This is a genomic window from Candidatus Omnitrophota bacterium (genome assembly GCA_014728045.1).
GTDB lineage: Bacteria > Omnitrophota > Gorgyraeia > Tantalellales > Tantalellaceae > WJMH01.
Genome location: WJMH01000012.1, coordinates 54,391 through 68,170, shown reverse-complemented (window position 1 = coordinate 68,170; position 13,780 = coordinate 54,391). Strand labels below are relative to the sequence as shown.

The window sequence follows — 13,780 nt, the reverse complement described above, 5'->3', positions numbered from 1 at the left end:
ATATATCTATCAGCGGATACTATCTGCCAACCCTGATATTATCCACGAATACAGAACCGGTGTACTTAGGTTTCTTGTTAGATTCTATCCTTACGGCTATTTTGCGTACATCCTCGGCGAATTTCTCGTCCGGGACCACTCTCTTCCAGTCGTAGCTTCCTGGTTCTATGCTGGCGTTTATCGTCACCCATTCGCCCGGTATCAAGGGATAACTGCGGCTCATTTCGACGAACTTCCAGGTCTCGCCCACCGTGATTATGAGCTTGGCGTTAAGCCCCATCGGCGCATCCGGGGGAAGATAGACATCTGCCCTTATCACCCGGTAATTGCTCATGTCAAGATACTGCTGTATCTCGACCAGGGCCGCCGACCACATGCCTCCCGGGAAATCCGCCTCTATCTTCATGCTCCCTTTGCCGTGGGAGGCCACTTCCGTGGAAACCTCCGCGCTCTTGGCGATATGATCCCTCTTGCCCTGCGCCCACATGGGTACTTCCCATCCGTTAAGGTCGCTTTCGAAATCGTAGTAGATCCTTGTCTCGGTAATAGGCGCCGTGGAAGGCGTCGGCCTTTCCGGCATCTGGGTCTGGGAGGCGGCTTTCTTCGATATTTTTATCGTCTTACCTCCGGTGGCGGGACCTTCCTCTTTCTGGGGGCCGCAACCGGCTATCATAACGGTAAATACAAGAAGTGTTGCCACCAGTAGAACCGGAACATTAAAACGAATTTTACTCATTCTCTTTTTCCTTTCCTTTTCCCTACCTTGCCTGTTTTATTAATAGCCTTGCAAAAAGGAGCTGTTAACACATCAAAACAGCAGGCAGAGACCGGTCTATCCACCGGTCTCTGCCCTCTTGCTTCATGGTCTTTCCCAATAATGACAGGTCAACCGGATCACTTGATAACGCGAACGTTATCGATATAGATCGGACCGGTATAAGCCGGCCTGTTATTGGACTCAACCCTTATATCTATCTTTCTTATATCAGCGCGGAAAGATTCATCGACCTGGATCCTTCTCCAGTCAATGCTTCCCGGGGTTATATCCGCCGTAAGGGTGACCCATTGGCCGGGAACGAGACCGAAAGAACGGCTCATCTCCACCCATTTCCAGCTGTCCCCCACGGTCAGTATCATCTTAGCCCTCAGCCCCAGAGGAGCATCCTTGGGAAGATATATGTCACAGGCTATTTTGCTGTAATCGGTCCAGTCGAAATACTGCATTATCTCGACTATCCCGCCTGTCCATCTTCCGCCCGGGTATTCCACGTCCATCTTCAGGCTCTGAGCGCCTTCGCTGGCGAAATCAGCAGAAGGGCTTATCTCCTTCTGGACGTGATCAGGTTTCTCGTAGGCCCAGTCCGGGATCTCCCATCCCTGCAAACCATCCTCAAAACTGAAAAGAACAGTTTGTTCCTGTGCATGTACGGCCGTACCAGCGAACAGAAGGCCTAATACCGCTAGAGTTAATGCTACTTTCTTCATGTTAACATCCTCCTTCTTGTTTTATTCGACTTTTTCAAGCCACTTTTTAATTATTTCTTCGGCTTTCTTTCCCTTGACGGTGAACCCGAGAGGGCTCCATCTTTCCTGCGGAAAGTACTGCCAGATATAATAACCTTTGAACCAGGGCCTTTTTGTCAACACCTCGAAAGTGGCGTCAAGACAGTCCGCCTGGGCCTGCTGATCCTCGACACTGGATATTGCCACCCACGGCTGGCGCGCTGCACCCTCAGCCGAAGGATATCCTATCTCCGTTAGGATCACGCCCTTTCCGGTAAGCCCTCTTTCACCGAGCCAGGTCTCTATTTCATCGGCGATCGCCTCCCATGCCAGCACCAAGTCTTCCTGGGAAGGGTTATCCACCTCAGCCAGCGGGAAATACGCGTCCAACCCTATGAAATCCATCTTGTCCCAGAAAGGGACCTCCTTGTATTCGGTCCAGTTCGCTGAATACGTCAGCAGACCGTCATATACTTCCTTGACCTTGGCGATGATCTGGTCCCACCTGTGCGCCCACGCCGAGAAAGTGGTCGCCTCCAGTTCGGTACCCACAGAATAAATTTCAACACCGTTCTCCTGCGCCATGCGGGCGTATCTGAGAGCGAACTTCTCGTAACTGTCGAACCACTTCTCCGAAGGCATGATGTTTATCCTCGCCTCGTCCGTTCTGGGATCAACGTGGGGTTTCAGCAATACCCTAAGACCGATCCTGTGGCATGTCTTTATGGCATGGACGAGCGCCTCGTCAGTGGGCGTGTCGCCGCCCGGATAGTCGTTGGTGAATATCTCAGTGGAATTAAGCTCCTCCTGATAAGCGGGTACCATTATCGCTATCGTATCATACCCTATCTTTTTTAGCTCCGCCAGAGTAAGGTCGGAAACAGGTTTGGTAAACTCCTCGGCCATCCAGGAAGTATATACGACACCCTCCTGGAATTCCTGCTCGCTTATGGGCACGGGTTTGGCCGCAAGCCCTGAAAGAACCTTTTCGGCCTCTTTCTTCTTGCTCAGGTCGTCACCCCTGGAAAGATACTCCTGTTTGGTCACGTCGGCTTCAGGATTCCGATCCTGCGGACCATAGATCTCGACTTCCCACATGGATATGCCCCAGTCCTCGTTGACCCTTTCCTGGCCGAGAATCATAACATAACGGCACTTGACCGGAGCGAACTCGGCTTCCACGTCCCCGCCGCGGCTGTTCTTGACCTCATATACTATCGTCCAGTTCTCAGCGTCGTTGGATACCAGTATCTGGTAATCGGTGGCGTAGGCCCTTTCCCAGCGAACAATAACGTTACTTACGACCTTTTTACTCCCAAGATCGAAATAGATCCACTGGTCGCCTTCGGTATAATCGCTTGACCAGCGGGTGAGCATATCCCCGTCCACGGGAGCCATCGGGTTCGGTTCGGGCGCCCAGTCCGGTGTTTTGTCAAAGCTTGAGGCTTCGGCATCAGTGACATCCAGATATACCAGAGGTCCTTCTTCGGTCACCTCAACGGTCTCGACGGTCACCTCTTCGACAGAAGCGGCCTCCGGCTCTTCCATCTTTGCCTCTCCGCCGCAGCCTGCCGCGACAAGTGAAATCATTATCAGAAAAACGAAGTATAAAGAGAGTTTTTTCATTTTATCCTTTCTATTTTATCCTTTAAGGCCCGTCATCGCTATACCTTTGATTATGTACTTCTGGAACATCAGATATACGACGAGCATGGGCAGTGTGGCAATAACGGCTCCTGCCATCACCATCGCGAAATTCGCGCCGAACTGTCCGGTAAGTACAGCCAGCGCCAGAGGTATCGTCCTCATGTCGCTTGTATGTATTATGACCAGCGGCCATACAAAATTGTTCCACTGCTGCAGGAACGTGAATATGGCCAGTGTCGCCACGACCGGTTTGATAAGAGGAAGTATCACGTTCCGGTAAATCATGAATTCACTGCAGCCGTCTATCTTGGCCGCGTCGATCAGGTCGTCGGGTATACTGTATATGTACTGCCTGTTGAGGAATATACCGAAAGCGCACCATGCCATCGAGGGTATTATAAGCCCCCTGTAGGTGTTTAGCCAGCCGAGTTTCTTGACTATGACGAACCCCGGGATGATATTGACCTGCCAGGGTATCATCAGTGAACCCAGGAATATGAAGAAAAGCTTGTCCCTGCCCCAGAACTTGTGCTTGGCGAAGGCGTAACCGGCAAGAGAGGTCGCGAAAACATTGAACAGGGTTATCGACCCGGCGACAAAAAGGCTGTTGAACAGATACCTTACCATGGGAACCATCTTGAAAAGGTCCCTGTACGGCTCCAGTGTCGGATTCTTCACGATGAAGCTGGGAGGATAGGACTGTATCTCCGACAACGGTTTGATGGAAGTGATGAACATCCACACATACGGAACTGCCATCGTCAGAGCACCGGCTATCAGAAACATGTATATGAATGTCTTTACGGTGAGTGAATCTTTCCTGATACCTACTTCATGTCCCATGTTTTGTTGTTCCCTTTCCGTAACAATATCAATATTCCACGTTACTTTTCATAAGCCTCTTATTGATCATCGTAAGGATGAAGATCAAAAGAAAAATTATATATGCCAGAGCCGAGGCGTAACCCATCTGGAATTTCTGGAAACCCTTATCATAAAGGTACGCGACTATGGTAAGGCCACTGTTAAGTACTCCTCCTATTCCTCCCTGCCCGCCGGTCATTATGTACACCTGCTCGAAGACCTGAAAACTGAATATGAAGCTCATCATGCTTACGAATACTATGGTCGGCTTCAAAAGCGGAAGCGTCACGTTGAAGAACTTTTTCCAGAAACCAGCCCCGTCGATCTCGGCCGCCTCGTACATGACATGCGGTATGGTCTGGAGCCCCGCCAGAAAAAGAATCATGTTGTATCCCACACCGGCCCATATGGACATTATCATTATCGAGGGCAGCGTCCAGGTGGGACTGGCGAGCCAGTCTATCGGCTGGAACCCCAGTTTCAGAAGAAAATAATTGAACAGACCGTATTTCTCACCCGCGTACAACCATTTCCATATGACCGATACGGCCACTATTGCGGTCACCGTCGGAAGAAAGAAGATCGATTTAAAGAAGTTCTTGAACTTGATCTTCTGGTCTATGGCCACCGCCAGCATGAGCGATATGCACACACCGATCGGCACAACGCCTATAACATACAAAACCGTGTTCCTGATCGCCTTCCAGAAAAGGGGATCGTCGAAGAGTATGTTCTTGTAGTTGGCAAGTCCCACGAAACGCGGCGCGTGTACAACATCATACTTGGTAAAAGACCAGAAAAAGGAAATGAATACGGGGGCCAGCTGGAAGATAAAGAAAAGGATGGCGGGCAAAGCAATGAATAGATAGGATGTCTTCTGCTTGGCCAGCCTCTGAATAAACGTTTCTTGGTCCATCTACTTCCTTTTGTTCAATCGATACTTTTATAAACTATTAGACAGGAAGGATTATTTTACAAAAATTACACTATCCTGTCAACTTGTTGTAATATAATTATCACTTCGCGACCCACCCGGCCTCGGCGAATGGATATATCGCAAAAAAGGGCAGACCGTTAAAGGCCTACCCTCCTTTTTTTGCGATATTATTAGGTATATCAATGCGCATTAGACCGACCACATGACCTTTCTACGCTGCTGGAGCTGTTCAGTGGCGTCAAAAGGCTTGATCGGCATCTTAAGCAAGAGATTCTGCACCAGGAACCTGAGCCAACCGTAAGGATCGTCCTTGAGGTCCGCCGGGAGCATCTCTATCGCTTCCCCTATCTCATCGCGGGAAAGCATGTAGTATAGGTATCTTGCCGGTACGGATTTACCGGTAAGCTGCGCCATGAGCTTCTGCAGGTCCTTCGCGGCATTGTCAATGAAGGGATTGGCTATGACCTCCTGTATGTCCTCCGGGTTGAGCGCCGCCAGGAGAAGCGCAGTTCCTTCCACCTCTCGGTTGAAGAACCAGCCCTGGTCCTCCTCAAGACCGTCAAGGTCGGGTATCGCGAGGACCCTCAGCTTACCTTTCTCACCGTAGAGGAATTTCCTTACCTCGGGATCGTCCCTGTCGGCGTTCCTGATGTTTGACTCGGTAGCCACCAGTATCCCGACAGCACCCTTGTTAAGGGATTTCTTGGCGGCCTCTGAAAGCCCCATGCTGGCGTTATAGGTGGATATCCTTATTTTCTCGCTGATGTATGTCTGAAGCTGTTTCTGTTCCCAAAGCGCGGAACCCGGGGTGTTCTCCCCGCCGGGCACGAACATTTCGGACGGAAGGATGAGATCCACCTGTCCGGCCTGAATGCTATCCATGTGCTTTTTGACCATCATGTAGGTCATGTACACAATACGCTCCTCGGGCGTGTTCGCGTACCTTATTTCCACGGTTGCGGGCCTGTCTCCTTCCTTAACCAGCCTGTATGGACCGGTCTCGAGGAACGGTATTATCCTGCCCTTGGTATCTATGATCTGGTCGTCAGAGACCATGAAAGAATCGCCTTCATCAAAAACGGCGACCTGTTTTTCGTTGAGTTCAAGAGCTACCTTGCCCGTGACGACGGCCACAACATGGTCGCGTCCCTCGAGAAGAGGCATGGCGTCCGCGGCGGAGTTGATCTCAACCAGGTCCCTTATGCCCTCTTCGCTGAAGATCGCGTTATCCACGAAAGAAGGCACGCTGTCCGGAAGGTTCGGTATTGTCTCCCGGCCTCTTTCGACCTCGACGGCGAACTCTTCCTCGCGTCTCTGCTCGGGCACGTACTGCGTGTATACTGTAGCGGGGCCTCTAGTGGCGATTACGCTGTACTTGCCGGCGTTGGCGGGTATTACCCTCTCCTCGCCCTGGCTTACCTCGTCCACGGTCTCACCCTTGGCATTAACCAGCTTGACCGCGCCCTCTGTCACTATTATGGAGTGTTGCTTGCCCTGTATATCGCTGTAAACCTCGATGCCTTTAAGCTCGTCTATCATATACCTGCCGGCCACAAAACCGGGGGCTTCGCCCATTTTCTCGTATTTGGCGCCGTCCACTTCGTTCTGGACTACAGGCGTATAAGCTGCCACTGAAAGATCGGATTTTTTCAGCGAACCTTCCCTCTGGAGCTCATCAGCTATCGCCTGCACCGTATCGGCAGGAAGCGTCAGGACGTCCTTACCCGGACGCGCCAACCCTTTGGCAACCAGTTTATCGGCAACCGCTTCAGGGGGCGTGAACGCCACTTCCTGTGCGACGATCTCCTGCTGCTCGGGAGTAAGCCGCAGCCTGTCGTAGAAAGAAATCGTACCGGCTTTATCCTGAGCGGCATCAACGGCTTTTACCTCATACACTCTTACCAGTCCGTAGGCGTGTATCATGAAGGGGGGCACTATAACGGGCTCGCCCTTCTTAAGATCCACCCTGTTGAACATGCTCACATCACCCTTACGGAGGTTATCCATGAACTCTTCCGGCGTCACGTCCCTATTAAGCCCCAGATAAGCGTATCCGTCCGCCAGAGGTATGATCATCTCGGGGAACCTGTGATACTGCAGTGAGAGCGGCCTTCCAGAGGTCAGCAGCTTCGCCGTGATATTACTTCCCGGCATCTGGTCCGGCCACAGCGACAGGACGTCTGATGGGAGTTTCACGCCCATATCCGTATCGACCTGGCCGGCAGCCACCCATCTTTCGCCTATGACCTCCTCCGGAGGTATGCCGTACTCATGGGCGAGAGCTACCTTCTCTTCAGGTGTCCTGGCACCCATTATTTCAAGTATCACGTTCTCTTCCACAGGCTGACCCCAGGTGTAACCATCCGCTCCCGTCCTGAAAGAAGGAACGAACCTGACAGGCTTACCTGCCTTGATCCTCTCGTCCAGCTCGGCTATGGCCTTTCCGGATTCCGAATCGGTCCTTACCGCTTCGGTGCCCGGGGTTGCCATCGCCTGAACGATGGGCCTTATGTATTCCAGGCGGTTATCCACTATTTCCTGGGCCCTTTTCTGGGTCGGAGCCTGCACGTAGAATCTGAGAATAGGCTCGTTACCGGAGGGCCTTATGTGTATACCGTCATTGTTCTCAAAATGCATCTTGATGCCGTCGATAAAGGTCAACTTGTCCACGGCGGAATTGGTGAAATACTCACCGAGAGTATCCCTGATCCTCTGCATCTGTTCGATAAGCTCGGCAGGAGCACTCTCCCTTTTGCTGTCCGCGGACAGGAACCCAAGATCGTCCTTGTACGTTACAACATTTCTGTTGAAGTCGTATTCGGCTATATTGGAATCCTCGGGCGAGAACTTCTTGACGATCGCCTTGCCCATATCAGGGGTATACGCTTCGGTGCCTTCCATCTTGTTGTTCACGGCATCCGAAACCACGACTCTCGCCGGAAGGTTGGTCGCAATCATCTCAGAAGCGGTCTTTCCTTCCTTTATGGAAAGAAGCATCGGCAATAAAAGCGGGAGCACCGCATCCCTTGTAGGTAACGGTTTAAGGCTCTTACCGCCTATCTTGACCTCGCTGCCCAATAAATATCCTCCGTTGGATTCCCAACTGGCCACTTTAGCGTCCGGGTTCTTCTCAAGCATATGGTTCATTGCCGCTATGACATAGGGCGAACCGATCCTGGTCTGGGTGACGTCGATACCCTTGTTCTTAAGGGCATCCACCACGGCATCATTAGCGCTGGTGGGAATAGCCACCGAATCCGGCTCAAGGTACATCGATACCAACGCCCCGAGAGAGTCTCCGGAAAGGAAATTACCCTTCTCGTCAACGAAACCGGGTCTGTCGGAATCACCGTCGGTGAAAATTATAAAATCGGGCTCGTGCTTTGCGGCCCATTCCTTGAAGAGCTTTCTCGAGGATTCGGGGACTTTCTCGGTGTCCACGGGAACGAATTCCTCGCTCCTCTGCTCCACGATAACCTCGGCGCCAAGGCCCTCGAATATCTCCTGCACTATATCCCTTCCCACGGCGGAATGCTGGTAAAGGACTATTTTTTTGCCTTTAAGGGCGTCCGAGGGGAAAACTCCCAGATAACGTTTTACATATTCGTGTATACCCTTGTCGGTCGCGTCCGGAAGGTCCCGTTTAGCCTTGAACAAGCCTTCCCGCCCGAAATCAGAGGCCTTGAAACCCTTCTCGGACTCCTCTTCTCTGGCTATGGCGACGTTCTTGAGTATATCGGTCTCGTCGGTCTTGAGCACCTCTCCGGACTTCTTGGTGAACTTGATGCCGTTCCTGTCCGCGGGTATATGACTACCCGTGACCATGACGCTGGGCAGGCCCTTCTGCATGGCGTAATAAGCAACGGTCGGACTCGGCGCAAGACCTATGTATTCGGCCGCGCAGCCTTCATCCTCTATTGCCTTGATGACAGCCAGCATTATCCTGGGCGTGGAAGGACGGCGGTCGCCCCCTACGACTATCGTCGGTGCCGGGCCGCCTTCCTCGAACCTTATCTCGCCTCTTTCCTTGAGGAATTTTATGAATCCCCTGGTGTTTATGTAACATTCAAGATCGGTCATGTTGTCAACGGTATCGCGAAGTCCGCTGGTACCGAACTTTAACGGTTTCTTCTGTTCCATTACATCCTTTCTATTCTGTGTGGGAACTTTCCGGTATATCACAACAGCATCTTCTACCCCCGTATCTATCTTGTTGAGGTAGCCTTTCTCGTTGAGCATCGCCGCGTATATAAAGCTCAGGCTCTCGATGTCCTTGGCGACCGCGATCGCGTCATCGAGCATCTTTTTCTCGGGGGCCGTGATAAGCCCCTGTTCGTTGACCTGGTCCACCAGGTCGCTCAATTTCCCTTTTGTAAGGGTAACATAGGCCTCAAGGCTTTCCACGCCGCTTGTCGGGGCGCCTTCCCTCTCCGCAGAAGCAAGGTCCTCCAGTTCTTCTCCCGCCTGGCGCGGGGAAACATTAAAAAGCTTGGCGTAACTGGCCACCGTGAAATACGGCACGTCACCGAAAGTCAGCATCCTGTGCGCGACGATGTGGCGTGCCTCTGAAATGCCTATATTTCTCTTGTCGCTGAGATTCTGAGCGGTGAGATCCTGTCTTCTACCCGCCCAATCTAAACCTATCCTTACCGCAGAAATAGCTTTTTTCTTGGTCTCCATAACCTCTTCCATCTTGAGGCCCTTCATCAGCTCGGCTATCTTACTGTAAGTGTAAGCGTTGTCGTATACATGGACTCCGCCTTTCCAGTCGGCGCTGCCGTCCCTTCCGATATCCGTGCGCATCGGTATACGTCCGAGTTTGGGATGGAAGATATTGGCCAGGACCTGCCCCGGAGCGAGATTCACGGACTCGCTAACGACATTGTAGCACAACGCGTCCTCAGCGTTAAGCTTTAATACCACGCTTCCTATAATAACAGCGTTCTCGGCGTAGACCTCTTCAAGCTGGCTGTCTATGACGACACAGTTGACGAGCCTTCCTCTTTTCACATCGGAATTCTTGATGACGGATTTTTCGATTTCCAGCTGGTCAGTCTTGCTGTCGGTTATCTCCGCGTCAAAGAAATTCCTTGCAGCTTCCCCTTCGGGGCTGTACTCGGTGAGGATCTGCATGTTCCTCAGGTAGAATTTGTTCTGCCCGTAATCCCACCAGAGCGAGTTCTTCCCGACGTCGTTGAATCCAAGCTGCCTGTACAGGCCGCTATCCGGGTCCCAATTGTCGGAAGCGACGAATTTTACCCAGAGGTCCTGCATCCTGTCCCAGGTCTGGCCCGCTTTAGCGCGGGAGACGCCTTTTTTGCCGATCATCTCTATATACTCATCTCTCGTGGAGGTTAGCGGCTGCCACCAGTCGGGATCTGTGTTCAGGCTGCCCGATTCGGACTCAAGCAGCTTTTTGTGTTCTGGCATCATGATCATCGCTTCCAGAAAGGGGAGCGAAATAGTGAATGAACCTATGCTCTTGTATACGTCGCTGCTGCCCTCCGGGAGCAGTTTTTTGACCTCATCCATAGACAGTTTCTCTCTCTGCTTACAGTCGCCTTCTTCTCCCGGAATGAGCACTCCGTAGGACTTGATATCCGGATCCAGCGGAACAAGCTGCCCGAATATCTCAACGTGGTGCTTCCCGCCGAAGGATATATCGTTCTCGTTGATGACCACCTGGTCACCCCAGAAAACACCCAGTCTGTCTGTCCTTGAAGGAGCGTAAATATTGGTTTCCATGAGAACGGCCTCAAGTATGGTAAGCGGCCTCTGCTGGCCTTTCACATCAACCATCTTCGGAAGCTTGATATTCGGCTTTGAGTTGACCTCCGCACCGGGTAACGGAGCGGTACGGGTACCTTTACCCGCGGTATGGAACATGAAAGCGGCCTTGCCCTTGCAGTAAGTGAGCATAGCGTCAATGAACTCCGTAACCGAAGCATATGAATCAACGTCTATAAGCCCGAGACTGTTCGCTTTACGCGCGGCCTGTACAAAACCGTTAAGCGTGCCCATGCCATTGCCGGCGCCGCCCTTCCAATTCGATTCGGACACGGAAAGAACGACCGCGCCTTCCTTGACAGCTTCGCCGGAACCGGTCTTATTATCGTCACCGGTGAGCCTCTCCTGCCAGAAATCAGCCTGTTCATCCGAAGAGCTTACGATGATGACCACGTCCGGGCCTATGCCTTTGGAAGTGGCTTCAGCCATGTCCAGAGAGCTTTTTATAAGGCTGTCGTGCACTCTTTTGGCTTCTTCGGCTTTAACGGCCTGCCTCTGTTCCTCCACCCTGGCCAGAGTGACCCTTATATCCATAAGGTTGTCCCCTCCCATCATTTCGATGACCTTCTCTTCGTCATAAGCTTCACCTTTTTCCAATAAAAGTATATGATAAAGCTCATGCTTTGCCAAGCGTTTTAACTGATTGTCATTGAGGGCTTTCAAGGCGCCGGCTGATATGTAAAGCCTGGGGTCGTCGTGACCAAGACCACGTCCGGGATGTACTTCCACGGTCAAGGGAAGTTCTTCTCCGTGTACGGGGTCCAGGTTGTATTCCTCCACGGCGTCCTTGAGGTTCTCAAGGGCGAACACCTTTATCTCCCTGTTCCGGCCGTCTATCTTGAAAGTAAAGATCTTTACCGGGTCCGGAGTGGCCTCCATGTAAGGTCTGATCACCTCATTGTACCCGTCAGCCTGGGCTGAAGTAAGAGAAGGATATATATCATATGTATCAACGGTTTCGGTCCCGGGTGTAACGCTCTTAACGACCTCGTCCCTGAATATGGCCCTGAACTCGCCGCTTATGGCATCGAGCATCTCTTCGGTAAGTACCGGGGCCGGTATCTTAAGCCCCGCTATCACCTGAGTTCCCTGCTTTGCGGCCTCTTCCTCGTATTTTTTGAGGAAAGCGCCGAGAAGAAGATGCCAGTCTCCGACCGCTGTCTTCCATACTTCCGGATCGGCCTTTTCCCTGACCTTGACGAGCCAGCCCCTCACAAGCAGGGTCACCATCTCTTTATACGAACCTTCGGCCGTGGTGAAAAGCGACTCGCTCTCCGGGATATGACCTGTCGCGTCCGAAAGCTTTTTGAGCGCCTCCGGGTCTTCAAGATACATCGGTATGGTGTAGGCTACCCTGAGAAGCGGACTCAGCATATCCCCCTTGGGCCTTACTATCTCTTCCCGTGTCGCGGTTATGCCTATACCGGGAACTGCCGCGCTTTCGGTGATTATATCCTCAAGCGACGTCCTCTGGTTCGTAAGTACCTTTATATAAGGCGTTTCGACATTTTTGGTGATCTTGGGGGTCACCACTACGTAAGAAACACCTTTTTTCTCAAGAATGTGCTTAATACCTCTGGTGTGGAAACCGCCAGCTATGAGAACGCACCTGTTCTTGCCCTCTTGCTGCATCTGCTTGAGAGTGTTCTCGATAAGGGCGTTATCCCTCTTTATGGCGATCTCGTAGAAATCAACCATCTTGGGTATATTGTTCTTTATCTCAAGGGGCATACCGTCGACCGTGTAATTGAGGTTGTACCTCTCCACAAGTCCTGTCATGAAATCCAGTACCTCTTCAAGCGTGAACTCTTCGGAATATCCCTTGAATAGATCATAATCGTCATTGGTAAGCTCTATGTTTATGAGATCGATGAACATATCCAGCATGTTCGAGTACTTGTCGAGCTTCCTCTGGGTTCCGTTCTCGAAAAAGGACTCCTTGAGCCGGGCTTCAATAGTGTCGATCTCCTTGAAAAGCCTCTCGTTATCGATACCCTCATAAAGTTTGGTGTATATATAGTAATAAAAAAGGTTCTGGTACTCGTGCACCATATCTATATCGTGTTCCTTGGCCAGTTCCCTGAGATAGGAATAGAAATCCACCGCCTTGATATGACCCTTCTTGAACCTGATGCTCTGGGTCACCAATTCGGTCATCTTCTCCTTGTCCATCTTTTTGCTGAGAACATCGATATATTTGCTTCTTTCCTGGTCAACGATATCGAAATCTATCTTTTCCTCGTATTCGAGGGTCTGGACGAGTTTTTTGAAATCCTCAAGGTCCTTGAGATCTATTCTCTGTTGTTCGGCTGTCTTATTAAGGTAGGCGGCATAATCGCTGAGCTCGGTCTGTTTTTCGTCAAAAGACCTTATCTTGAGGTCCAGTTCCTTGAGCTTCGGCGTGTAGACTATGGATTTGAGACGGTTGGACACGGTACGGGCGTCCGTGAAATATTTCTCAATAGTTTCCTTGTACGGATATACTTCCGTGAAGGCCCTCAGGTTCTTCACGTAATAATCCCTGGTCTCGGCACCGAATATGGTGCCCTGGTATTCACTTGTTATGGAAAAGAATTCGGCGCCCGTTATCTCGCCCTTTTTCATGAAATAAGTAGCGACCTCTTTGCGTATCTCTGAGTCCGGGAATGCCCTGAACCATGTAGTGTCGACGATCCCTTCAGCCCCTTCGACAGATATCATGTCTATCTCGCATTCCCTTGTCAGCTGGTCAAGCATCTTGTTTATATTGGACTGCGCCTCGTAATTACAGTGCGCGTCCTGGATGTGCACTATGACCTTCCCGTCATTGCCGTTGAAACGGTTCTTGACCGTACCGCAATCAATGGCTATACCAATATCCTCCACGGATAAAGGCATATCCTGCTTGATACCGGCCGGTTCCAGATTGTCCTGGGTAACGGCATAGCTTATGTTGTACATGGAAAAGGTAAGCACAAGAAAAACGCTTACCGCCTTCAAGAAAAGGGATCTTTTAGGGCTTTTTGAATACATGGTCTTCTCCTTTAAATGTTTTCATATAAT

General features: G+C 51.2%; 6 protein-coding genes. All 6 read right to left on the bottom strand.

The window, feature by feature from the left end; all coding sequences use genetic code 11:
- Positions 1-19 precede the first annotated feature (19 nt).
- Complete coding sequence (locus GF409_04095) at positions 20-736, bottom strand: hypothetical protein (protein ID MBD3426397.1); 717 nt, start codon at positions 734-736, stop codon at positions 20-22.
- A 158-nt stretch (positions 737-894) separates the two neighbouring features.
- Positions 895-1,485, bottom strand: a complete 591-nt coding sequence (locus GF409_04090) for a hypothetical protein (protein ID MBD3426396.1) — start codon at positions 1,483-1,485, stop codon at positions 895-897.
- 21 nt (positions 1,486-1,506) lie between these two features.
- Positions 1,507-3,129: a hypothetical protein gene (locus tag GF409_04085; GenBank protein ID MBD3426395.1), complete on the bottom strand. Its 1,623-nt coding sequence runs from the start codon at positions 3,127-3,129 to the stop codon at positions 1,507-1,509.
- 15 nt (positions 3,130-3,144) lie between these two features.
- Positions 3,145-3,993: an ABC transporter permease subunit gene (locus GF409_04080; GenBank protein MBD3426394.1), complete on the bottom strand. Its 849-nt coding sequence runs from the start codon at positions 3,991-3,993 to the stop codon at positions 3,145-3,147.
- Positions 3,994-4,021: 28 nt separating this feature from the next.
- Positions 4,022-4,930, bottom strand: coding sequence for an ABC transporter permease subunit (locus tag GF409_04075; protein ID MBD3426393.1), 909 nt, complete (start codon positions 4,928-4,930; stop codon positions 4,022-4,024).
- A 210-nt stretch (positions 4,931-5,140) separates the two neighbouring features.
- Complete coding sequence (locus tag GF409_04070) at positions 5,141-13,750, bottom strand: hypothetical protein (protein MBD3426392.1); 8,610 nt, start codon at positions 13,748-13,750, stop codon at positions 5,141-5,143.
- Positions 13,751-13,780 lie beyond the last annotated feature (30 nt).

Bases quoted from the DNA above. Each gene is read 5' to 3' on its own strand.
- GF409_04080 (MBD3426394.1), bottom strand. From the start codon at position 3,993: ATGGGACATGAAGTAGGTATCAGGAAAGATTCACTCACCGTAAAGACA.
- GF409_04095 (MBD3426397.1), bottom strand. From the start codon at position 736: ATGAGTAAAATTCGTTTTAATGTTCCGGTTCTACTGGTGGCAACACTT.
- GF409_04085 (MBD3426395.1), bottom strand. From the start codon at position 3,129: ATGAAAAAACTCTCTTTATACTTCGTTTTTCTGATAATGATTTCACTT.
- GF409_04090 (MBD3426396.1), bottom strand. From the start codon at position 1,485: ATGAAGAAAGTAGCATTAACTCTAGCGGTATTAGGCCTTCTGTTCGCT.
- GF409_04075 (MBD3426393.1), bottom strand. From the start codon at position 4,930: ATGGACCAAGAAACGTTTATTCAGAGGCTGGCCAAGCAGAAGACATCC.
- GF409_04070 (MBD3426392.1), bottom strand. From the start codon at position 13,750: ATGTATTCAAAAAGCCCTAAAAGATCCCTTTTCTTGAAGGCGGTAAGC.